General features: G+C 66.1%; 26 protein-coding genes. 13 read left to right on the top strand and 13 right to left on the bottom strand.

Annotated features, from left to right (window positions below; translation table 11 throughout):
- The first annotated feature begins 50 nt into the window (after positions 1–50).
- Both GFS60_RS15225 and GFS60_RS15230 read left to right on the top strand, forming a co-directional pair.
- On the top strand, positions 51–929 hold the full coding sequence (locus tag GFS60_RS15225) for a glycosyltransferase family 2 protein (RefSeq protein WP_159922434.1): 879 nt from the start codon (positions 51–53) through the stop codon (positions 927–929).
- A complete protein-coding gene (locus tag GFS60_RS15230) occupies positions 926–1,840 on the top strand; it encodes a glycosyltransferase family 2 protein (RefSeq protein ID WP_236603144.1) in 915 nt (304 codons plus the stop codon). Before GFS60_RS15225 ends, GFS60_RS15230 begins: the two co-directional genes overlap by 4 nt.
- A gap of 16 nt (positions 1,841–1,856) precedes the next feature.
- Here GFS60_RS15230 and GFS60_RS15235 read toward each other — a convergent pair whose 3' ends face one another.
- Entirely contained in the window at positions 1,857–2,642 is a 786-nt protein-coding gene (locus GFS60_RS15235) for a GAF and ANTAR domain-containing protein (RefSeq protein ID WP_159922436.1), read from the bottom strand.
- Positions 2,643–2,792: 150 nt separating this feature from the next.
- On the bottom strand, positions 2,793–4,589 hold the full coding sequence (locus GFS60_RS15240) for a thiamine pyrophosphate-requiring protein (RefSeq protein ID WP_159922438.1): 1,797 nt from the start codon (positions 4,587–4,589) through the stop codon (positions 2,793–2,795).
- 164 nt (positions 4,590–4,753) lie between these two features.
- Between GFS60_RS15240 and GFS60_RS38610 the strand changes: the two genes are divergently transcribed.
- Both GFS60_RS38610 and GFS60_RS15250 read left to right on the top strand, forming a co-directional pair.
- Positions 4,754–5,014, top strand: coding sequence for an ANTAR domain-containing protein (locus tag GFS60_RS38610; protein WP_201453382.1), 261 nt, complete (start codon positions 4,754–4,756; stop codon positions 5,012–5,014).
- Positions 5,015–5,102: 88 nt separating this feature from the next.
- On the top strand, positions 5,103–5,351 hold the full coding sequence (locus tag GFS60_RS15250) for a hypothetical protein (RefSeq protein WP_159922440.1): 249 nt from the start codon (positions 5,103–5,105) through the stop codon (positions 5,349–5,351).
- Positions 5,352–5,360: 9 nt separating this feature from the next.
- Here GFS60_RS15250 and GFS60_RS15255 read toward each other — a convergent pair whose 3' ends face one another.
- On the bottom strand, positions 5,361–6,107 hold the full coding sequence (locus GFS60_RS15255; RefSeq protein ID WP_159922442.1) for a GAF domain-containing protein: 747 nt from the start codon (positions 6,105–6,107) through the stop codon (positions 5,361–5,363).
- A gap of 108 nt (positions 6,108–6,215) precedes the next feature.
- Positions 6,216–6,923: an ANTAR domain-containing protein gene (locus GFS60_RS15260; RefSeq protein ID WP_201453383.1), complete on the bottom strand. Its 708-nt coding sequence runs from the start codon at positions 6,921–6,923 to the stop codon at positions 6,216–6,218.
- Positions 6,924–7,106: 183 nt separating this feature from the next.
- On the opposite strand from GFS60_RS15260, the gene GFS60_RS15265 reads away from it, so the two are divergent.
- Complete coding sequence (locus tag GFS60_RS15265) at positions 7,107–7,571, top strand: hypothetical protein (protein ID WP_159922444.1); 465 nt, start codon at positions 7,107–7,109, stop codon at positions 7,569–7,571.
- A 15-nt stretch (positions 7,572–7,586) separates the two neighbouring features.
- Here the strand turns inward: GFS60_RS15265 and GFS60_RS15270 are convergent, their stop codons facing one another.
- The gene (locus tag GFS60_RS15270; RefSeq protein ID WP_109330043.1) at positions 7,587–7,805 is read right to left on the bottom strand and encodes a CDGSH iron-sulfur domain-containing protein; all 219 of its coding nucleotides are present in this window, start codon (positions 7,803–7,805) and stop codon (positions 7,587–7,589) included.
- Here GFS60_RS15270 and GFS60_RS15275 point away from each other — a divergent pair, their 5' ends adjacent.
- Complete coding sequence (locus GFS60_RS15275; protein ID WP_159922446.1) at positions 7,806–8,888, top strand: iron-containing redox enzyme family protein; 1,083 nt, start codon at positions 7,806–7,808, stop codon at positions 8,886–8,888.
- Positions 8,889–8,903: 15 nt separating this feature from the next.
- Here GFS60_RS15275 and GFS60_RS15280 read toward each other — a convergent pair whose 3' ends face one another.
- Together GFS60_RS15280 and GFS60_RS15285 are read right to left on the bottom strand one after the other, a co-directional pair.
- Positions 8,904–10,289: a WS/DGAT/MGAT family O-acyltransferase gene (locus tag GFS60_RS15280; RefSeq protein WP_159927218.1), complete on the bottom strand. Its 1,386-nt coding sequence runs from the start codon at positions 10,287–10,289 to the stop codon at positions 8,904–8,906.
- A gap of 376 nt (positions 10,290–10,665) precedes the next feature.
- Positions 10,666–11,130, bottom strand: a complete 465-nt coding sequence (locus tag GFS60_RS15285; RefSeq protein WP_159922448.1) for a DUF6292 family protein — start codon at positions 11,128–11,130, stop codon at positions 10,666–10,668.
- A gap of 116 nt (positions 11,131–11,246) precedes the next feature.
- Between GFS60_RS15285 and GFS60_RS15290 the strand changes: the two genes are divergently transcribed.
- Complete coding sequence (locus GFS60_RS15290) at positions 11,247–11,957, top strand: enoyl-CoA hydratase/isomerase family protein (RefSeq protein ID WP_159922450.1); 711 nt, start codon at positions 11,247–11,249, stop codon at positions 11,955–11,957.
- Here GFS60_RS15290 and GFS60_RS15295 read toward each other — a convergent pair.
- The 6 genes from GFS60_RS15295 to GFS60_RS15320 form a co-directional block, all read right to left on the bottom strand.
- Positions 11,944–12,396 (bottom strand): DoxX family membrane protein, encoded by a 453-nt coding sequence (locus tag GFS60_RS15295; RefSeq protein WP_159922452.1) that lies wholly within the window; start codon positions 12,394–12,396, stop codon positions 11,944–11,946. The two genes, GFS60_RS15290 and GFS60_RS15295, sit on opposite strands and share 14 nt — an antisense overlap.
- On the bottom strand, positions 12,357–13,337 hold the full coding sequence (locus GFS60_RS15300) for an alpha/beta fold hydrolase (protein ID WP_159922454.1): 981 nt from the start codon (positions 13,335–13,337) through the stop codon (positions 12,357–12,359). The genes GFS60_RS15295 and GFS60_RS15300 overlap by 40 nt, the downstream gene beginning before the upstream one ends.
- 103 nt (positions 13,338–13,440) lie before the next feature.
- A complete protein-coding gene (locus GFS60_RS15305; RefSeq protein ID WP_159922456.1) occupies positions 13,441–13,836 on the bottom strand; it encodes a VOC family protein in 396 nt (131 codons plus the stop codon).
- 59 nt (positions 13,837–13,895) lie between these two features.
- The gene (locus GFS60_RS15310) at positions 13,896–14,324 is read right to left on the bottom strand and encodes a PPOX class F420-dependent oxidoreductase (protein ID WP_159922458.1); all 429 of its coding nucleotides are present in this window, start codon (positions 14,322–14,324) and stop codon (positions 13,896–13,898) included.
- A 543-nt stretch (positions 14,325–14,867) separates the two neighbouring features.
- Positions 14,868–15,158 (bottom strand): nuclear transport factor 2 family protein, encoded by a 291-nt coding sequence (locus GFS60_RS15315; RefSeq protein WP_236603145.1) that lies wholly within the window; start codon positions 15,156–15,158, stop codon positions 14,868–14,870.
- 128 nt (positions 15,159–15,286) lie between these two features.
- Positions 15,287–15,679, bottom strand: coding sequence for a hypothetical protein (locus GFS60_RS15320; protein WP_236603146.1), 393 nt, complete (start codon positions 15,677–15,679; stop codon positions 15,287–15,289).
- A 179-nt stretch (positions 15,680–15,858) separates the two neighbouring features.
- Here GFS60_RS15320 and GFS60_RS15325 point away from each other — a divergent pair, with 179 nt between their 5' ends.
- The 6 genes from GFS60_RS15325 to GFS60_RS15350 all read left to right on the top strand — a co-directional run bounded on the left by GFS60_RS15325 (position 15,859) and on the right by GFS60_RS15350 (position 22,303).
- The gene (locus GFS60_RS15325) at positions 15,859–16,065 is read left to right on the top strand and encodes a hypothetical protein (RefSeq protein ID WP_159922462.1); all 207 of its coding nucleotides are present in this window, start codon (positions 15,859–15,861) and stop codon (positions 16,063–16,065) included.
- Between the two features lie 284 nt (positions 16,066–16,349).
- Complete coding sequence (locus GFS60_RS15330) at positions 16,350–17,174, top strand: MBL fold metallo-hydrolase (RefSeq protein ID WP_159922464.1); 825 nt, start codon at positions 16,350–16,352, stop codon at positions 17,172–17,174.
- A 61-nt stretch (positions 17,175–17,235) separates the two neighbouring features.
- Positions 17,236–18,036, top strand: a complete 801-nt coding sequence (locus GFS60_RS15335; RefSeq protein WP_159922466.1) for a helix-turn-helix domain-containing protein — start codon at positions 17,236–17,238, stop codon at positions 18,034–18,036.
- A gap of 13 nt (positions 18,037–18,049) precedes the next feature.
- The gene (locus tag GFS60_RS15340; protein ID WP_159922468.1) at positions 18,050–18,220 is read left to right on the top strand and encodes an adenylate cyclase; all 171 of its coding nucleotides are present in this window, start codon (positions 18,050–18,052) and stop codon (positions 18,218–18,220) included.
- 174 nt (positions 18,221–18,394) lie between these two features.
- The gene (locus tag GFS60_RS15345; protein WP_159922470.1) at positions 18,395–19,792 is read left to right on the top strand and encodes an NAD(P)/FAD-dependent oxidoreductase; all 1,398 of its coding nucleotides are present in this window, start codon (positions 18,395–18,397) and stop codon (positions 19,790–19,792) included.
- 363 nt (positions 19,793–20,155) lie between these two features.
- Entirely contained in the window at positions 20,156–22,303 is a 2,148-nt protein-coding gene (locus tag GFS60_RS15350; RefSeq protein WP_236603501.1) for an outer membrane protein assembly factor BamB family protein, read from the top strand.
- Positions 22,304–22,305 lie beyond the last annotated feature (2 nt).

Consider the following 22,305-nt stretch of genomic DNA (forward strand, 5'->3'; position numbering starts at 1 on the left):
TCCCTCGGCCGGCTGTTTGCGGTGCGCGGCCCCTCGGGTACCACTGCGGGGTGACCTCGAAGACGACCGTCGTGATAGTGACGCACAACCGGGCGACGAGCCTCTCGCGCACCCTCCTCGAATTGTCGAAACTTCGGCCCATACCCCCGATCGTCGTCGTCGACAACGCGTCCACCGACGACACCGCGAACGTCGTCGATGCGGCGCGCAGCGTCATTCCTGCCCTGACCACGATCACACGAACCCGCAATGAGGGCGCCGCCGCTCGCAACTACGGTGTGTGTGCCGCGGCGACGCCCTACATCGCGTTCTGCGACGACGATTCCTGGTGGGACCCTGACGCACTGCCCCTCGCGGAGAAGGTGCTGGACGAGCATCCCGCCGTCGCGCTGCTCGCCGCCCGCACCCTCGTCGGCCCCCAGGCCCGCAACGACCCGCTCAACGACCTCTTGGCCTGCAGTCCGCTCGGAACACGGCCCGGTGCCCCCGGCCCCTCGGTGCTGGGTTTCCTCGCCTGCGCGTCGGTGGTGCGACGATCCGCATTCGAAAACGTGGGGGGCTTCTCGCACGTGCTCGAGTTCGTGGGGGAGGAGGCGCTACTCGCACTCGACCTCGCCGCGCAGGGGTGGGAACTGTGCTACATGGAGGACCTCGTCGCCTACCACCATCCCTCCCCGGTTCGCGCGAACGCGAGCCGCCGACGCAACCGCGAGATCCGCAACGACACCCTGACCGTCGTGATGCGGCGACCGGTGCCGACCGTCGCGAGTGCCCTCATCTCCCTCATATTCGCGGCGGTCCGGACACCGTCCGCGGCGCCGGCGTTGTTCGACACGATCCGCAAGCTTCCCGCCGCGGTCGCACACCGGCGGGTTGTGCCCACTCACCTCGAACGCCGTCTCGAAGAACTCGAGAGGAGCCGGCCGTGAGCGTCGCCGAACCGCAGAAGCCGTCGCCGGTCACGGTGGTGGTCATGACCTACAACCGGTGCGCCGAGCTGCGCAAAACCCTCGCCCACATGACCACCCTGCCCGACCGTGCACCGATCATCGTGGCGGACAACGGCTCCGGTGACGGCACCACCGACATGGTGCGGCGCGAATTCCCGCAGGTCCGGCTCCTCGCGTTGGGGGACAACCTCGGCGCCGTCGCCCGGAACCGGGCCGTCGAGCTGGTGACGAGCCCGTATGTGGCGTTCTGCGACGACGACACCCGCTGGCAACCAGGTGCCCTGACCGTCGGCGCCGCGGTCCTCGACGCGCATCCGACGATCGGATCCGTGACCGGCAAGTGCTTGGTGGCACCCGACCTCGTCGAGGACCCGATCACTCCCGAGTTCCGGGACTCACCGGTACCCGGGCCGTCGTGGCTGCCGGGTCCGGCTGTCCTCGGCGTGATGGCCGGCCTCACGATGTTCCGGGTGGAGGCATTCCGTCAGGTCGGAGGCTTCTGCGAGAAGATGTGGCTGGGCGGCGAGGAGGAACTCCTCGCCCTCGATCTCGCCGCCGCCGGCTGGTGGACGATGTGGAACGAGGAAATGGTGATCCACCACGAGCCCTCGGTGAGCCGGGACGCCACCCGCCGCCGGCAACTCGGTATCCGCAACACACTGTGGACCCTCTGGTTGCGGCGTCCGGTGCGAAGCGCGGCGCGCCGCTCGCTGGTGATCCTGCGTAGCGCCCCGAAAGACCGCGCTACCGCGGCTGCCCTGCTCGAGGCCCTCAGGTCGACCCCGTGGGTTCTGCGTCACCGGCGCGTGGTGCCCGACACCGTGGAAGCCGGACTGGTGCTCCTCGAGGAACCGCAGTCCCGGTCGAAGGCGCGCCGATACATCGGCTGACCGAGCCTTGTCCGCGTCAGTCGGAGTCGCCATCACCGGCGGCGACGGTCTCAACCACCTCGTGCGCCACGGTGACCAGCTTGAGGTTCCTGCGCTGCGAGTTCGTCACCAGCATCCGGAACGCCTCGTCGGCCGAGATCCGCTCCGCCGCCATGAGGATCCCCTTCGCCTGCTCGATGACACCGCGCGTGACCATGGCCTTCTTCAACCCGGCCACCTCGTCGTGGGCTGCCGCCGCCTCACGCGTCATCCTGGCCACCACCTCGGCGAGACTGGTGAAAATCCTCAGCATCGCCACATCGAGATCGCCGAATCCATGGCTGCCGAAACTGTACAAATTCAGTGCACCGGCGTGCGCCTCACCCAGCCGCAACGGCACCGACAGGTAGCTGGCAGCACCGATGTCGTGCACGTCGGCCGCGAACGCCGGCCACCGTTCGACAACCTCGTCGACCCGCACCTTGACGATCTGCCCCGTGGTGGCCGCCTCCAGGCAGGGGCCCTCACCGTTGCGGTATTGGTTCAGGTCGATGTCCACTGCGCGCCGATCGGTGCACGCCGCGGTCTCGGCATGCCCATCCTCGTCCACCAGGGTCACACCGGCCATGTCCGCTTCGACAATCGTCGACACCACACAGTCGCACAGTTCCTGCAAGAAACCCTGCAGCTGCGCGGGGGTGGCCAGACGGCGCTGCAGGTTGTCCAGCGCTCTCGCAACTGCGTCGACACGTGCGGTGGTGTCGACGTCGGCACGGGGGTGCCGCAGAGTGTCGTCGGCACCGAGATCCTCGGGCAATGGCACTACTCTCCCTATTTCAGGCGAGCGAGTACCCATGCACCCGCCGCCACTTCAGCGGTATGGCAGGTGTCTCTACCGAACAAACATCCGAATAATACCGCCTCGCCGCGCCTCCTCCGATTCGAGACCGCAGTCGCAGCATCCGGAATGTCGTCACCGCTGGTGACGCGGTGGGAGGACCTCCTGGGCCTTCATCTTCGCCCCCTGTACGACGAGGTGCCATGCGTTCGCGTCACCCGCGAGTACCGCCTCCGCCGTCGACTTCATCTGCTCATAGGTGGCGTGCGGGGGAATCGGTGGAACCTCGGGGTCACAGCGAACATCGAGGACCACCGGCACGGAGGCGGACAGAGCGCGATCCCAGGCGGCGCCGAGCTCGTCGGGCGAGCCGACGGCCACGGCCTCGAGTCCGATGGTCCGTGCCAGGTCGGCGTACGACACGTCCGGGAGAGTCTGCGATTCCTCGAACTTCGGTGCGCCGCCCATCGCGCGTAACTCCCAGGTGACCTGATTGAGGTCGTTGTTGTGGAAGATGCACACGATCAGGCGGGGGTCGGTCCACTCCCGGTGGTAGCGGGCGATGGTCAGGAGTTCGGCGAGCCCGTTCATCTGCATCGCCCCGTCACCGACGAGCGCGACAACCGGACGGCCGGGATGCGCGAACTTGGCGCCGATAGCGTAGGGGACACCCGCACCCATGGTGGCCAGCGTGCCGGACAACGATCCGCGCATGCCTTCCCGCAACCGCACGCACCGCGCATACCAGTTGGTGGACGACCCCGAATCGGCGGTGAGAATGGCACCTTCCGGCAAGCGCTCCGACAACTCCCACGCCACCCGCATCGGATTGACCGGCTGCGCCGACACCATGCACTGGCGCTCGACGGTGTCCCACCACCGCCGAACACCCCGTTCGATCTCCTCCCGCCACGACCGGTCGACCTTGTGTTCGAGCAACGGGATCAGCGCCGCCAGAGCAGCTTTCGCGTCGGCAACGATATTGACCTCCGTGGGGTACCGCATCCCTATCCGGGTGCCGTCGATGTCGATCTGCACGGCCCGCGCCCGGTCGAATGCGGGCAGGAACTGTGAGTAGGGAAAATTCGACCCGACGATCAGCAGCGTGTCGCAGTCCCGCATCAGCTCGTAGCTGGGCCGGGTGCCGAGCAAGCCGATCGCGCCGGTGACGAACGGCAGATCATCGGGAAGCACATCCTTCCCGAGCAGCGCCTTCGCCACGCCCGCACCGGTCCGGTCCGCCACCTCACACACTTCGGCAGCGGCGCCGCGTGCGCCCTGTCCGACGAGAATCGCCACCTTCGTCCCCGCATTGAGAATGCGAGCGGCACTGTCGATCTCTTCGGCCGCAGGCTCCACCCAGGATCCGCTCACGCCAGGCGGACTGGACGGCACCTGCTTGAACTCGTGCGCCGGGGGAGTGTATTCCTCCTCCTGCACATCAGCGGGGATGATGACCGCCGTCGGCGCCCGCCGTGCCAGAGCGGTGCGGAACGCCCGGTCGAGAGCGTTGGGAATCTGAGCGGCCACATTGACCTCGACGAGATAGTCGGCGGCCACATCCTTGTACAGCGACTGCAGGTCGACCTCCTGCTGATAGCTGCCGCCCATCGCGCTGCGCGATGTCTGGCCGACGATGGCCACGACCGGAACATGATCCAACTTGGCGTCGTACAAGCCATTGAGCAGATGGACCGCACCCGGCCCGGACGTCGCCATGCACACACCGACCCGGTCGATGAACTTGGCGTAACCCGTCGCCTCGAACGCAGACATCTCTTCGTGCCGCGCCTGTACGAAACGAGGGTCGTTGCCGGAGCGACCGAACGCCGCGACCAACCCGTTGATGCCGTCCCCGGGATAACCGAAGACGTACTCGACGCCCCATTCCCGTAAGCGGGACAACACCTCGTCGGCAACCGTGCGAGACATACCGTTCTCCTTCGTCGCGGGCACTCGTCGAAATACCCAGCACTGCGAGACCGAATCCATCCGTTCCGCTTCTCATCGACGTCGACGAAAAGCGAAGGCTGATCGGGTCGTTTAACGCCTACAGTTTCCGAGCCGAGGCGTTCGACCCACTCGACCAACGGCTGATGACGCTACTGACAGCAGCCGCGGCCACCGCAATCAGCAACGGGTGGCGGTGGCAGAATGCCCGGGACCACATCGAACAGATGAAGCTCGCCCTGACCTCCCGCGCCGAGATCGATCAAGCCAAAGGCGTGCTCATGGCCCTGCACGGAATAGACAGCGACGAGGCATTCCGCCGGCTGGCGCACATCTCGCGACACACCAACACGAAGCTGCACGACGTGGCCCGCGACCTCCTGCGGTCCTGCACGGGCAACCTCTGACACCGCGGTTCGCGCGCACCACGGACGGTCGTCGACCGGCATCCACGCGGGGCTGGCGTAGCGCCGCAACAGAGAGGACCGTGGAGTCATGAGCAAGGAATCCGACCTGACGCGTGTGCTCGCCGCAGCGGGTCGCATCCGCGAGGCAGTGCGATTGCGCGCCGTCCGGGGGGAGAGCGTCGGCATCCTGCAGGCGTGGGGCGGATGCACGACGGCACAGGCCGGCCGCGCCTTCGATCAGAATTCGAGCGCAGACGGATGTTCGGTGGAGGCAGCGCGGCTGCGGGAGCTGGTGGATTCGGCGGCCAACGGCCGAAACGATCCCGACTGGGATTGACTGCCGCCGTCAGCTTTGTCGGACGAGCAGTTCTGCCGGCCGGACTGAGCCCTCGGTGATCCGGCGGGCAACATCTCGCAACGCGACGCCGTTTCCCTGTGCGTAGTCCTCGAGCGCGGCGCGTGCCGCCGCCGGGGCAATGCCCAGCGTGCCCGCGACCAACCCGGTGGCATGACCGACATGCACCCGATCGTTGAGCAACGACATGGTCCGCTCCGCCAGGCGCCCCGTACGCGGTTCACCACGCTCCTGAGTGAGGCCGAGAACCGCCAGCCGGGCCAGAATCACGGACAGCCCGCGGTCGTGGGCTGAAATGGCCTCCGTCTGCGTGTACAGCAAATTCAGTCCGCCTACCGTGCGCCCGTCGAGGCGCATCGGTACGGCGAGCACCGACCGGTACCCCGCCTCGAGTACGGCGGAGGTGAAGTCCGGCCACCGACCGGTGAACTCACGCAGATCGCTCGCCTCCACCATCTCCGAGGTTCGGATGCAGTCGATGCACGGGCCCTGGTCGATCTGAGTCTGCAGCAACTCGACCAGCCTGGCGCGCTCGTCGGACGCGGCGACCACGGCGACGCCGCCCCGCGGATCGACGACCATGATTCCGGCGGCATCGGCATCGAGCACGTTCACGCAGGTGCCGGCGATCTGATACAGCGTTGAACCGCTGTCAGAGGAATCGTCGACGAGTTGCGCTGTGATCGCGGAAAGCGCGTCGACCAGATGAGAAGTCGCGTCCGGCACATCTTCGAGCATACGGTGTCACCTCCTCATGGTGCGGAATCGTCAGTCGTTGAGGTCGTCGACACTCCTCAGTCGTTGAGGTCGTCGACACTCCTCAGTCGTTGAGGTCGTCGACACTCCTCAATCGTTGAGGTCATCGACACCGATGCGTTGCTCCAGCACGTCGCGCGCGACGTCCAGGACGGACCGGTTCTTCATGAACGCGTGCCCGCGCAATCGCACGAACGCATCGGCCAGGCTGATGTGCAACCGGGCCGCAAGGATCCCTGTGGCCACGTTGACATCCTGATACGAACCGTCCCGGCTCCAGAGTTCACCCGCCGCAGCATCCCGTTCGGTGTGTTCGAGCAGCGCCACGGTAATCAAGTCGGCCAGCACGGCCGCATCACCGAGAGTGCGCGGCGTAAGCCCACCCACCCGGCGGCGGTAGAGGTCGAGGGTGCCGAGCATGATGCCGCCGATTTGTAACGGAAACGCGAACACCGCGGCCGCCCCGACCGCCCGCGCAGCCTCCGAGAAGCCCGGCCAACGATCCTCGTCGACACTGAGGTCGCTGACGAGTACGGGGGAACCCGAGGCGAAGGCGAGCACGCCCGGACCCTCACCCAAGGTGTACTGCTGATCGTCGAGGGTCCCCGCCCATTCGTCGCTCGCCCCGAGCATGTCCTGGGCCGAGGCGGTCGCGCGGATGGTGAGCGCCGCCGAGTCGATTCCACCAAGCAGTTCGACCGCCGCGCAGCACACAATCTCGGCCCAAGCGCCCTTCCCGCGCACCTCGGACGCCGCGGCGACCGCACGCCACAACGACCGCCGTCGCTGCTCGTCCACGACCTACCCCTCACCGCCGTCGATTGCCTGTGGTGTCCAGCCTACGAGTTCCACCGTCGTACGGGTGTCACCCCAGCAACATGACACGTCGCGTGAACGGGTTTGGCCCGCGCAGTCCGGGGCATAGCTACAACAGTGGGTCCGTCGAGGACACACGCTTCGCAGCGCTGTCGAGGAGGAATCATGGGTACCGAACCAGGCGAGCAGCTCCAAGAGGAGCCGCAAGCCGAACGGGGTCCCGTCGGCTCACGCGACTCGGGTCCGGACGAAGCCGGGGCGGGTCCGTCGGACCGGGAGCCGGGAACTTTGGATCAGGAGGAAGTGGCCACGACGGGTGAAGGCCCCGATCCCGGTCGGGAACACGTCGCCGGGCCGGCCGGCGGCTCCACTCCACCGGGAGACGCCCAGCCCGCAACACCGCCCTACGACGGCCGCACCACCAGCACGGCCGAGGGCCGTCCGGAGCACGACGAGCACGTCGACGCGAACCGGCTCCAGGACAAGGATCCCGACGACACCGCCCGCGGAGCGGTAGCGTCACCGTCGGAGGAGAAGCCGGCGGCCGACACCGAGCAGGCGGAGTCGAGCGACGAGGGCGTCGGACCTGCACACGAAACTGGTGTCGGTAAGGGCGAAGACAAGAAGTGAACCGGGCCGCCGCCTCTACGGACGGCGGAGTTTCTTCTTGTGGGAGCTGTCACAAAAGGGCGCAATGCCGGTTCTTCCACACCGGCACAGCGCCACCGTGGCCCGGTTCGACGGTAACGGGTTACCGTCGGTATCGAACAATTGCGCCGAACCGCGGACGAGAAGTGGCCCATCCGGGCACACCGTGATGGTCACGTCGGATCCGTCGGTTCCCGTTGTGAAATTGGAGTCCATATGACCACCTTGCACTCTCGGTCGTTGTCGGAGACAGTGGCCCCTTCCGGATCCGCGATGCCGTTTCCTGCATCGCGCGGCCCCGTGAGTGAGCTCTTGTTCTCCATTCTGCGCGGAGACGTCGAGGACAGCGAATCGTTGGTGACGGCGGCGCGTTCCCTCGCAGAGACTTCCGCGGACACGACGGTCGACGGGCGTCCCGCCATCCTCTACGACGAGGACGCCCAGATCTGTCTCACCGCCCTCTACGAACTGCATCTGCAGGGCATTGCGGGCGTCGGAGACGACTGGGAGTGGAACACCGATCTGCTCGCGGCGCGGGAAGCTCTGGAGGTTCCGTTCGAGGCGGCCATCCGGATCGTCGCGAACCCGCCGACCGATACAACAAATGTGGTGGCGGAACTGTGGAGAATGACCGCACCCACCGCCGGACCCGGTCTGTCCACCTTCATGGCACGCGACGCCGACCGCCAGCACTTCCGCGAACTGCTCGTCCACCGCTCACTGAACCAGCTCCGCGAAGCCGACGTGCACACGCTCGGCATCCCGCGACTCGCCGGCGCACCGAAGGCGGCGTTGGTCGAAGTGCAATCGGACGAATACGGCGGTGGCCGCCCCGAACGCATGCACTCCGCGCTGTTCGCTACCACCATGCGGGAACTCGGGCTCTCCGACCGCTACGCCCACTACATCGACGCCGTTCCGGCGATCACCCTGGCGTCCCTGAACGCGCTCTCGCTCTTCGGTCTTCACCGCCGCCGTCTGGGTGCATTGGTCGGGCACCTCTGCGCGGTCGAAACCACCTCGGCGTTGCCGAGTAAGAAATACAGCGCCGGACTGACCCGGCTCGGCTTCGGCAAGGCCGCCACGCTGTTCTTCGACGAGCACGTCGAAGCCGACTCCGTGCACGAGCAGATTGTCTGCCGCGACCTCGCGGGCGGTCTGGTGTCCGCGCGCCCGTCGACCGGCGACGACATCCTGCTGGGCGCCGCGGCGTGCCTCGCGTTCGACGACCTCGTCGGTGACCACGTGACCCGATGCTGGGAACAGGGCATCAGCTCACTGCGGCAGGCGATCGAGTAGACGCCGAACCGCGCCTCAGGTTCCGGATGCCGCGACCGCGCTCTCGAGGTCACTGAGCGACGTCTCGAGATGCGTGATGATGCGCTGCAGGTGGGGGACCGCGTGACGGTCGCCGACCACGCCGACATCGAGTTGCCCCGCCCGACTGGTGACCGTGATGCTCAGCGCCTGACCGCCGAGGATCGTCGGCACCGGATACACGGCGTCCAGGCGGGCGCCGTTCCAGTACCGCGGCCTCGACGGGCCCGGCATGTACGAAATCATGACGTTGAACGGCGGGGGAGTGTCGTCGACGAACCTCCGCACCGGTTCGAGCAGTATCGGACTGATCGCGAGCGCGCTCATCAGCTGGAACTGGTTGTGGCTGAGCGCACCGAACACCCTGTGCGTGTGTTCCATGGCGTCCGTGATGCGCGCCAGACGCGCTGCCGGACTGCGTTCATCGGTGGCCAGGCCCACGACCATCGCACCCACACCATGATCCCGCCCGCGCGGTCCGATCGCAGGACCGCCGAGGTCGAGTGGCACCGGCAGCATCGCCGTCAACGGCGCATCCGGTAGGGCGTAATTCTCGAGCAGATAGCTGCGGAGCGCGCCCGAACACATCGCGAGAACGACCGTGTCGATGGTGGTGCGGGCGGCCGATGCGACGGCCAGCAGGCGACGAATCGGCCACGAACGCGCCGCCACCTTCCGGGCCCGGCCCACCGGCACGTTCAGCATGGTGGGGGGCGACTGCAGGGGGAGGGTCAGATGCTGTTCACGGAGGCCGTCCAAGGTGGCCTTCGCGGCCGCCGGGACCACACCCACCAGGCTGGTCGCCGCCCGCCAGCCCGCACGGACGGCCGCCACCGGGAAGGGTGAGGTGCGCTGTGACATCGCCGCGACACCGGGTGTCCACGGCGCCGGGCAGTTCGTGTCGTCGGGCTCACTCGACAAGGCATGATGGAGCAACCGCAAACCCGCCGGACCGTCCATCAGCGACAGGTGAATCTTCGAGTACACGGCGGTCCGCCCGTCGGCAAGTCCTTCGATCACATGCATCTCCCACATCGGATGCTGCGGATCGAGCGGTATGCCGTGCATTTGGGACACCAGAGACAGCAAATCGTCCATCCGTCCGGCGCCCGGCACCGCGCTGTGCCGCACGTGATACCCCAGATCCAACCGATCGTCGACCGACCACCACGGATAACCGACTCCTCGAAGCGGGCGAACCGCCCGCTTACGGAACAGCTGGGACGACTCCTCCTGGGAAGTCAACGCCTCGAACATCGTCCGAGCGTGGTCCGCACCGGCCTCGGCCGGCGGATCGAACAGTTCGAGCGCCCCCACGTGCAGCGGATGGGACGGTGTCTCGAACAGCACGAACAGCGCCTCCATGGGGCTCATCACCAACATCCGCACCCCCGTTCGGGCGACCACGAGCCGCACTGGCACGTCGACGTGTCCATCGATGGGATCCTGCTGATCCGGACCGGACGGCAGAGCCCCACACCACGGCAGTAAGCAGACCACGAAAAGGCTGTCGCCATGCCCATTTCGGTGCCGCCGATTCGAAATTCCGTCACCACCGCACACCGCATACGGCCCGGAACATGCCCGGCAACGGCCACGAATGTGGCGATGATTCGACTGCTACCGCCTCGGGTATGCGGTCAGCACGTCGCAGTCATACCCGGGTACGACTTCGGCCAGGTCTTGTCGGTTGAGCCCTACAGCCGACGAGGCCGTGCTTCGGCACGACACCGGTCTTCCGGGTCGGCGGACGCGGCGATCAGGGACGCTTCACCACCCGGTCGCGGCGCCCGCGCCAGGCAGTCTCCGTACCGATCCGCGAACAACGATCGTGTTCTATCGACGAAAGGCTCTCTGCGGTACCACGGTTCGGATCGGAGTCGTCCATCTGCGTCGGCGTCGACCGGAAGTATCCGTCGATCAACTCGAGGGCGCGGTCCGAACACAGCGCGGGCGGTGGGGTCCGCCCGATCCCGAGTCCCTCGATGACGACGATGCTGCCGCGCCCGACCCCCTCCGCACCGAGCGACCACCCGAAGCGCCGGTTCCACACCAGAACCGCATTGCGCCCCGGCAGGTAGCGCAACCGCAACGGCAGGACCAGAACGACATCGACGCCCTCGGAGTCCCACCAATCGATCGAATCGGCATGAACGCACCGGGCGACCGCGTTGATGTAATCCCGAACAGTTCGCCCGTCGGCAACACCTGTTCCAGTTTTCATCGTTCACCGCCTCAGCTGTAGAAACACGACATACCCTGGCCGGTTGCGGTTGAAACTTCACGCACAGCCCGTCTATTCGACGGGTGCTCGCCGCCGCCGTTGGGTAGCCTCGCGGCATGCCTTACTTGGAGCGGTCCGAAGACGTGTTCGTTCTCTACCTGGGCGAGCGGGGAAGTCGCGACAGCGAAAATGCCTTCCACCCGGACTGGCTCGAGCAGGTCGCGGATCTGCTGGACGAGGTCGAAAGCACGGACGGTCCCGGCGCGCTCGTCACCACCGCCGTCGGCAAGTTCTATTCCACCGGCCTCGACACCACGTGGGTCGTGCAGAACACGGACAAGCTGAACTCCTACATCGACCGCGTGCAGGAACTGTTCGCCCGGATCCTGACGTTCCCGCTGCCCACCGTCGCAGCCCTACCCGGACACACTTTCGGTGGCGGCGCCATCCTGGCCACCGCCCACGATCACCGGATTATGCGCGAAGACCGCGGCTACTTCTGCCTGCCCGGGATCAGCATCGGCGCCAGCTACGCGCCCGGCAGCATTGCCCTCCTCGCGGCGCGATTGCCTGCGCCTGCGGCGCACACCGCCCTCGTCACCGGTCACCGCTACGGCGGTGCCGAAGCGCACGCCGCGGGCCTCGTCGACAACGTCGCCGCCGAGGACGTCGTCCTCCCCAGAGCAATCGAACATGCCCGCGGGCTGGCCGCCACCCGCGGCCGCACCCTGCGCGAGATCAAAACCACCCTCTACTCCGACGTCGTCGCATCCCTGCGCACCCCTGTGCAGAATCTCCAGGCTCAGGAGGCACTCAGCGCAGACTGACGCCCGTGGATGTGCCGGATCGGCGGGTGCGTGTCCACTCGTCGAGGAGGAACCCGAGCCCCATCCCGAGCATCCATACGTCCTTACTGACCGCTAACCCGTTCTCGTTCGGCCAGATACTTCCCGGGTTACGCAGTCCTGGTGTCCGCGCATACATCGCGACCAGACCACTGGAAAAGGCGGTGAGTGCCGCGCCGGCCAGCGCGGTCGGCACGAGCGGCACCAACAGTGCGGCACCGGTGCCGATCTCCGCCACCGACAGCATCTTCAGAAATCGTGCCGGCGGCACTCCGTTCAGAAAGGGAAAGGCGCCCGCGGCCATGCCATGGATACCCGCGGCCGTCTGCTCGTCGCCGGGCCACTTCTGAAGTCCCGAATGCAGGATGAAACCTCCGGTCGCTATCCGTCCGGGCAGCTGTCCGAGTGTGGGAAGTCGCATTGGTTATCTCCTGCCGAGTACGAGGAAACGCCGGAATGGCTCCCTTCAGCCTCCCATCCGGCCGCCCGGCCGGGGAAGCCTCGGCCGGACCCTCGAGCGGGTGCAGGGTGTGCGGAGACGAAGTCGTCGATGATGCTGACAACCTCACCAGGCGCCTCCAGATGCGGATAGTGGCCGACACCATCGAGGACGGCGAGCCGACTGCCCGGCATTGCCTCGTGCGCCGCATAGGCGTGAGCGACGGGAATGATTCGGTCCGAGTCGCCCCAGATCAACTGGGTGGGCCGGTCGGCGTTCAAATAGAGGCGGCTCAGCGCACTGACGGCCTGACCCCGGTAGTCGACGACGGCGCGCAAAGTACGCAGAAATGCCTGCCGCGTATCCGGATCAGAGAGCGATGCGTAGGACTGCCACATCTCGTCACCCCGCACCGACCGCAGACCCGCCGCCCCCAGCCACGAGCGCACTGTGTTCCCCGCCTCACGCACGACCCCCGGCGCGATCAGAGGCAGGAGAAACTCGGCTCCCGGCGCAGCCAGCAACCGGAGCGTCCAATTGACATCGCGTCCCAGCCCACCGCTACCGATGAGCACCAACCGATTACACAGTTCCGGATGCTGGTAGGAAAATTGCATCGCCACTCCGCCGCCCAACGACTGCCCGACGACCGTCACCCGTGGGATGCCGAGTTCGTCGAGGAGATCGCGCAACCACGCGGCGAATGCGCCGAGGGAGTAGTCACCGCGCGGTTTGGCGGACCTGCCGTGGCCCGGCAGGTCCGGCGCCAGAACCTGATACCGGCGCGAGAGCTGGGGGATAACCGCACGCCAGGTGTCGGAGCTGCCGGCCATGCCGTGTATCAGCAGGAGCGTCTCACCCTCACCGGAGAGGTGATAAGCAGCTTCGTCCCCGTGCAGTTCAGTGCGTTGGAGGCGAGACATCAACGCAACCTTCCCTTCGAATGGCGCCGAAGGTCGTATGGTACCCAACCTCGCCGAAGCCGCAAGGTCTCCGCGCTGGCCTATCCGCGTGATGGAATGCAGGTCAGGGCAGGTCGAGGCGTGCCTGCTCCGGCGCAGCGGCGTTGTCGACGACACAGAAGAGGTTGCCCTCGGTGTCGGCGAGGACCACGAAATCGGAGTCGTCGGGGTAGCGGTCCCAAGGCACCCGTCGTGCGCCGAGCCCGACGAGTCGTTCGATCTCGGCCGCCTGGTCGTCGCTGTCCCTGGCATAGAGGTCGAGGTGCATTCGCGGTTCGGGCTCGGCATCGTGGTCGCTCTGCTGGATCGACAGCAGTGGCCGCCCGTCGGGCAGATACAGGTTGGTGAAGCCGTTGCCGCCGAACGGATCGCCGGCGGTCAGCCCGAGTGCCCCGGCCCAGAACGCGGTTGCCCGGCGGATGTCGCGTGCCCCGATGACAGTGGTCCCGAAAATCAGCATGCGCAAAATCTATGTCGATCGTCCCCGTCCTGTGGCCACGTTCGCCCGAAGAGCACCGCTCAGTCGGCGACGTCGCGGTGTGCCAGGACCTTCCCGATCCGCAGGCGTACCAGCAGTTCGCCTGCGACGCCATTGCGTTCGCCGAACTCCTCGGCTCGGTCGACTCCCATGTACCGGCCACCGAGCCGCGCCGCCCACCGGCGCAGCTCGGCAGGATCCTCGGACACCTCGGCTGTGCCGGTGATCACAACGTACGCGAACGGTGGACGGTCGTCGTCGACACACAGCGCGGCACGCCCGTCTCGGAGGAGGTTGCGTCCTTTGACGGTGGTCTTGCCGGTCGTGAACACGGGGTCGTCACCGTCCAGGACGAACCAGATGGGGGCCACGTGGGGGCTGCCGTCGGCGCGGACGGTCGACAATTTGCCCGTGCGTGTTCCCGCCGAGACGAAGATGCGCCATTCCTCGTCCGACATCCGTTCAGCCATTCCGTCATTCTCACACCTGAACCATCCCGGCAGCGGTACAACGCGACGACGCGCGTGCGAGCGCGAATGCTAGGCCATGGGTTGACCACAGTGGACGCCGTACCACTGGCCGCCATTACGTCACAGTGACGAAATGCGGTCAGGTGGCTGGAAGTTCGGGCGCACGGGGCAGCGGGGTCTCAGGCTCGCACGGGCACGTATGCGGCCGACTCGTCGCAACCCGTCCACATATCGGGACGCTCGCTGGGGCTGCATATTATCCAACGGCATGAATCATCCGGACGTTCCGGCGAGCGCCGGTTCGGATGTCTCGCGAGTGCGCTCCAGCGCAGGTGTGCAAGTCCGGCCAGACAAACGGGAGGCCGACCGACAGCCGGCCGTGAGAGAAAGCGTCCACAGGTATACCTGCAGACCACTTCGGGCGACGTGAGTGGTAAAACTCCAGGTGGAAAATTTGCCGATAATCGACATTATGTCAACTAGCGCGCGGACGGGGCACCCCCGGCGTCCGTTGTCGCGCTCCCCGTCGGCAACCCTTCCGGCTCACTGCGGGTTCACCGACGAATGATGATGGGCGATCAGCCACTTACCCTCTTCGTACCGATACACCCACGTCACCCTGGCTGCCGCATCTTGGCCATTGGCATTGATGACCCAGCGACCCACGTCGTACGCGAGATTGCAATCCGAGTATTTGACGCTTTCCTCCATGCGGATCTTGGGATCGGCTTTGATCAGGTTGGCGAAATACTCCGTTATCTCCCCCGGAGCATCTGCGATGGGCACCGACAGTGTCGGCAGCAGCACCGCGTCCGACCGGTACAACTCAGCCACCTTGCGCTGCCTGCAGATGCAGAACTCCCACAATGGAATGCTTCAAGCCTGAGTCGCGGCGACCGACTGCCGTCAACACATGCTGACGGTGGCGCGACGGCCTTGGTTCTGAACGGGTCGACCTCGTTCTATCGCGATGTCGCAGTGGGGTTCGGAACAGCCGGTTTCCGATGACGTCTCCGGTACCAGGCGTGGGCGGATTGTTTGCTCATCCCGAGAACACGTCCGATGTCGGACCAACTGGCTCCCTCAGCCAATGCGCGCCTGACGACGTCGAATCGCGCGTTGTGCAGTTCATTTTCGAGGTGGATGCTGATCGCCAGGGCGTCGAGATGACTGGGCGCCGGCGATCGCAGCTGAGCCCGTTCTGCGAGTTCCCTCCGCCGGGCAGCAGTTTCCTCGTCGCCCCGTTCGGCCGCCGCCACGGCTGCTTCGCTCATGTTCTGCACACTGTCGTAGTGAACCCACAGCGCTGAGAGCCCCTCGACTCCCCTGACGCCCTGCTGTTCGCCGCTTTCCACGCCGTCAGCTTAAGCTGACGGCGTCGTCGGCGGTGCAATCGACCAGGCGGCTCGTGGCGAGAGACGGCGCATGCGATACCAGGGTGGCCGACCAGCACCCTGCGGTGCCTATTTCCTGTGTCGGGGATGGCGCAAGCTTCTAGTAGCGGCACACAGGCCGCCAACAATCAAGGAGCAGCATGATCCGAACGACGACAGCCCGCGCCACCGTTGCCGCCCTCGCCGCGCTCGCGATCTCACTGACCGGCGCCGCCGGATTCGCCTCCGCCAAGCCTGCCTCGCCCGGATCCGGGCCCAGCACCGTCTCCCCCAGCCAGAACGTCGAAATCCCCGGCCAGTGGGTGTGTTTCCCGGATGGCGTCTGCATCTGGGTTACTTCGAAGTAGGGTGACGGTGCCCGCCAGTGCGCCTCTCGGCAAGTGGTCGCTCGCAGCGACAATATTGATGTGGTACCCGGGGCATTGGGTCGAACACCGTCGGACTCTTCAACCCCGCCGGTCCCCCGCATATTCCCGCACTCCTGCACACGCGAAGGTGTGAGGCCGGCCACAGCTCGGTCAACCTCGCCGAGCGGAGCGCTGCTACTCACCGAGTCGGCACAGTCCTGCGCGAAGGTGGCCACCGCAGGATTACAGCAACTCGGTGAGCCATGAGGATGCATGATCGAGGGGTGTTATTTCATCTCTGCGCCACGTGCGGCGTCGAACAGGACCCCACAACGCCCCTTCCCGACGAATGCGCAATCTGTGCGGACGAACGCCAGTACATCCCGCTGGGTGGTCAGGAGTGGACGACCGCCGAGGACCTCACCCGTTCCGGTCACCGCATTGTCGAGCGCGAACTCGAACCCGGGCTGCGCGGACTGTCGGTGGAACCGAAGGTCGCGATCGGCCAGCAGTCACTGGTGCTGAGCACCCCGGCCGGATCGCTGCTGTGGGATCCGATCGGCCATATCGACCCGTCCGCGGTCGAGGCCGTGGCCGCCCACGGGCCCGTACTCGCGGTCGCGGCGAGTCATCCGCACATGTTCGGCGTCCAATCCCAGTGGTCGGAGGCACTCGGAAATGTTCCGATCCTCGTGGCCGACGCAGATCGTGCATGGCTGGCGCGCGCCGACGGCCCGATCGAGTTCTGGTCCGGCACCCACGAGGTCGCGCCGGGGCTGACGTTGCATCAGATCGGTGGGCACTTCCCGGGTAGTGCCGTGGCGCATTGGCGCGACGGCGCGGACGGGAAGGGTGTTCTACTTACCGGGGACGGTGTCTTCCCCAATCCGGACCGCCGCACGGTGTCGTTTCTACGCTCGTATCCCAACCGACTGCCACTCTCGGCCGCCGTGGTCAGGAGGATCGCCGACCAGCTGTCCCAGCTCGAATTCGACCGCATCATCGGCAATTTCGACAATTCCATCGACACCGATGGTCGGGCGGCGCTCGAGTACTCGGCCACCCGCCACTGTGCCTGGGTGAATGGCGAGTTCGACGACCTGACGTGACCGCCACTCATGACGTCGGAGGTAATGGCCGCGACCACCCCGCCACCCTAGGCTGGCCTGCATGACGACCCTGGACGATCGGCATACTTCGCACGTCGGCATCCACTTGCGAACCTGGCGGGAACGCCGCCGGTTGAGTCAGCTGGAGCTGGCGAATCGGGCAGAGGTCTCGGCGCGGCACGTCAGCTTCATGGAGACCGGGCGATCCAAGCCGACGCGGGTGATGCTGCTGCGGCTGAGTGAGCATCTGGACATTCCCCTGCGCGAGCGGAACGAACTGCTGCTCGCGGGCGGATTCGCTCCGGAGTTCCCCGAGCACCGCCTGTCGGATGTGTCGATGGCGTCGATTGCGGACGCGATCGAGAAGATTCTCACCGCGCATTCGCCGTATCCGGCGGTGGTCGTGGACCGGCACTGGAACATGGTCGACGCCAATGACGCGGCGGCGATCTTGACGGACGGCTGTGCGCCGTCGTTGCTGGAACCGCCGGTCAACGTGCTGCGCCTCAGTCTCCATCCGGGCGGGATGGCGCCGCGCATCGTGGATCTGGCCCAGTGGCGCGGGCATCTTCTGCATCGGCTCGCACACCAGATCGCGGTGACCGGCGACGACCGGCTCCGGGACCTGCTCGACGAGTTGAGGGGCTACCCCGGCGGTATATCGGAAGCCAATGACCCAGCCGGTTCCCTCGTCGTACCGCTCCGTATACGCCACCGCGGCGCCGAGCTGACCTTCCTCAGCACAACGACGATGTTCGGCACCCCACTCGACGTGACCGTGGCGGAACTCGCCATCGAATCGTTCTTTCCCGCTGACGCCACGACAGCGGCTACCCTGCGCAGTAGCGTGAGCAGCGACTGAGGAGGTGCGTCCGATGGACTGGGCAGCAATAGGTGTGGGATTCGGTTACGTGGTGGTCGTGCTGACCATTCTCGTGGTGGTCGTGGGCGTCATCGCACTGTTCGTCTACTCGATCAAGTCGGATTACATCGTGCCGACCGACGAGAAATCGCGGCCGACGCGGCGGATCGAGCGAGCGCGGTAGTTGCGTCAACCGCACAGGCGGGTGGTTCCCTCGGCGAGGGAACCACCCGCCTGTCGCTGTTCGCGGGCACCGGCCGGTTCTCTGGATCGATTCCGTCCGAAGCAAGCCTTACTGAGACGCCCGTGGGCAAGACGACTACCGTTACACACGTCGCCTAGATTCGAGGAGCACGGAATGAGTATCCAGTCGGTTGAGTCACGCCGCCATCGCGTCGTGGTCATTGGATCCGGCTTCGGTGGTCTGTTCGGCACGCAGGCCCTCAAGAAGGCCGACGTCGACATCACCATGATTGCGCGCACCACTCACCACCTGTTCCAGCCCTTGCTGTACCAGGTGGCCACCGGCATTCTTTCCGTCGGCGACATCGCGCCCGCCACCCGGCTCGTGCTGCGTAAGCAGAAGAACGCTCGGGTGTTGCTCGGCGATGTCGAGTCGATCGACTTGGAAACGAAGACCATCACGTCCCGCTTCCTGGACCGGACCACCATCACTCCGTACGACAGCCTGATCGTGGCGGCGGGGGCAGGCCAGTCCTACTTCGGTAACGACCATTTCTCCGAGTTCGCGCCCGGAATGAAAACGATCGATGACGCGCTCGAGTTGCGTGGTCGCATCCTGGGCGCCTTCGAGCAGGCGGAGCTGTCCCACGATCCGGAAGAACGCGCCCGGCTGCTGACGTTCGTGGTGGTGGGTGCGGGTCCGACGGGTGTCGAGTTGGCGGGGCAGATCGCCGAATTGTCGCGCCGCACTCTGTCCGGCGCTTTCCGGAACATCGACCCGCGCGAGGCCCGAGTGATTCTCCTCGACGGCGCCGGGGACGTGCTGCCGGTGTATGGCGGCAAGTTGAGCCGCAAGGCAGCCGAGCAGCTCGAGAGGCTCGGCATCGAGATTCAGCTGGGCGCGATGGTCACGGACGTCGACGTCGACGGACTCGTGGTGAAGGACAAGGATGGAACCCAGCGGCGCATCGAGTCGCAGTGCAAGGTGTGGTCGGCCGGTGTGCAGGCAAGCCCGCTGGGTAAGCAGATCGCCGACCAGTCCGAGGCCGAGGTCGACCGGGCGGGCCGGTTGCTCGTGAACCCCGACCTGTCGGTGCCGGGTCACCCCGAGGTCTTCGTCATCGGCGACATGATGTCGCTGGACAAGCTGCCGGGGCTGGCACAGGTCGCCATGCAGGGCGGTAAGTACGCGGCCAAGCAGATCATCGCCGGCTTACACGGTCACAAGCCCGAGGATCGCCCGCCGTTCAAGTATTTCGACAAGGGCAGCATGGCCACGATCTCCCGGTTCAGCGCCGTCGCGAAGGTGGGCAAGCTCGAGATCAGCGGCTTCATCGGCTGGGTGGCCTGGCTGGCGATCCACCTGATGTACCTGGTCGGCTTCCGCAGCCGGTTGTCCACTCTGCTGTCGTGGACGGTGACGTTCCTCGGTCGTGGACGCGCACAGATGGCGTCCACCGAACAATGGGTGTTCGCCCGCAATGCCATGGAACAGCTGGAACGCCACGAGCGCGAGAAGCAGGCTTCGATCGAACCGTCGACCGCTACAGGGCAGCGCAAGGCCGCGGGCTAGTTCCCGACCACAGCGAACACAGGCGGAGGGCACCCGGCTACTGGGTGCCCTCCGCCCGTTCGTGTCACTGAATGGTCCGCTGGTTCATCCACGGTGATGGTCTGGCCGAGCCGCCAGCTTGGGATGTCGTTCTGACCTCGGGCAGGATCGCCTCGAGCGCCGGGTAGCCGGTGATCCCGCGCGGAAGTGTCGACCCACTCCGCTGTACCGGATTAGACTCGCGGGTTGGAAGGTCATTTCTTCGGCATCCCACAGCACCCGGAGAGCGCCAGTATCGGGCTGGCGGACTAGTAGGCGCGCATGAACGACGCGAGAGTACTGGCACATCGGTACCGCTTGGACGCGGTGCTCGGCATCGGTGGAATGGGTCGCGTGTACCGCGCGTGGGACTCTGTTCTGGACCGTCCGGTGGCGGTCAAAGTGCTACGAACCGAACTTCTCGAAGAGGATCCCACGGGGAATTGCCTGGAGCGATTTCGTCGGGAAGCGCGAATTGTTGCCAGCTTCGACCACCCAGCGATCGTCCATGTGTACGACCTGGGTGAGGATATGCTCGGCGGCGAGCGAGCGCATTTCCTCGTCATGCAACTCGTTTCGGGGACGACCTTGCAGCAGCGTCATCGCACGGATGGCCCGCTTGCGCTGCCTCTCCTCGTCCACGTCATGGGTGACGTGCTGAGTGCGCTGCAGCACGCTCACGAACGCGGAGTTGTTCACCGAGATGTGAAGCCGGCGAACGTTATGCTCACTGATTCCGGAGCGGTGAAGGTGATGGACTTCGGGATTGCGCACCTGAGGGGTTGCAGTAACCTGCTGACGGGAACCGGCAACATTATCGGCACCGTCGCCTATCTGGCACCTGAGCAGGCTCGCGACAGCCGACTCGTCGATGCGCGCTCCGACGTGTACTCCGTCGGATGTATGTTGTATCACCTCCTCACCGACCGGCTGCCCTTCCCTGGTGATAACCCGTGGCAGATCCTCGCCTCGCAGCTGGAGCGTCGTTACGTTCCGGCTTCTGAGGTGAGACCGATGCTCGGCACCGTCTTCGACGACGTGCTGAAGCGGGCCCTTGCCCTCGAGCCAGACCATCGCTACTCCAGCGCCGCCGAAATGTGTGTGGAGCTGCTCGCCCTGAAACCCAGCCTCTCGGCCGAACCGGGCCAGTTCGCGTCCGACCGCACCTCGGCCACCGCATCCGCATCCGTGACGATGTTGTCGGGACCGGACGACACCGAAACGCAGGTTGCGAACCTGCCCAGCGAATTCCACTCCAGAGCGCCGGCTTCGGGACCCGTAGGTTTGCAGACCGGATCGTCGCCGGAAGTGCGCCATCCGTCCTTCGACAGTCTGGGGCCGCCACCGCTCACACCGGCATCTCCGCCGACGGATCAACCGTTGGTCGGCAGAACCGGGCCGAGCCGCCGGGAAGTCCTGGCCGGTTTGGGTGCAGGGGCAGTGCTTGTGGCCGGTGGGGCCGCGATCTGGTTGTTCACGTCCTCCTCGGACGGGAAGTCCTCTTCTCCCACGCTTTCCGGTCGACCCGGAGCGGTGCTGTGGACTGCTTCGGCTGGCACCGTGATCATCTTCTCGGCGCCGACCCTGGGTGCCGGCCTCGTCTACATAGGCGGCTACGACAACAACGTGTACGCGTTGGACGCAGCGACCGGGGTGGAGCGCTGGACAGCTGCCACCGGGGACCGGGTCAGGCCGTCGCCGGTCTTCGCCGACGGACTGGTCTATGTCGCGAGCTGGGACGGGAACGTCTACGCACTCGAGGCGAAGACGGGAGAAGAGCGCTGGAAGACCGCACCCGGCAACCCGGGCGACACGTTCCCGGTTTCACCGGTGGTGTCCGACGGGACGGTGTACTTCGGTGCTACCGACTGGTACGTCTACGGGCTCGACTCGGCCACCGGTGCGATGCGCTGGAAGACCCGCACCAACGGTGCCGCCGCCGCGGCCCCAGCGGTCGCAGATAATGTGGTGTACCTCGGAACCGAGGGGTACGTGTACGCGCTGGATGCCCACACCGGCACGGCGCACTGGGCAAGCCAAGTGGGGGGCCAGGTCTGGTCGTCGCCGGCCGTTGGGGACGGACGCGTCTACCTCGGCAACGAGGACTTCGCGGTGTATGCGCTCGACGCCGGCTCCGGCGAAGTCCGCTGGAGGACCCTTACCGGCGGCGAGGTTTATTCGTCGCCGGCGGCAGCGGGGGGCCTGGTTTACGTCGGCAGCTACGACAAGAACGTGTATGCGCTCGACGCCGGCTCCGGCGAAGTCCGCTGGAAGACCCTTACCGGCGGTCAGGTTCATTCGTCACCGGCCGTGGCAGACGGCGTGGTGTACGTCGCCAGCTGGGACGGCTACCTCTATGCCCTTGGCGCGCAGGACGGCGCGGTACGGTGGAAAACTCCTATGGGCGGGCAGGTCTGGTCCTCGCCGACCGTCTCCGACAATCTGGTCTACCTCGGCAATGACAACGGGAAGGTATACGCCGTCGAGAGATGACC

The organism is Rhodococcus sp. WAY2 (assembly GCF_009859915.1).
Classification (GTDB): Bacteria; Actinomycetota; Actinomycetes; order Mycobacteriales; family Mycobacteriaceae; genus Rhodococcus_F; species Rhodococcus_F oxybenzonivorans.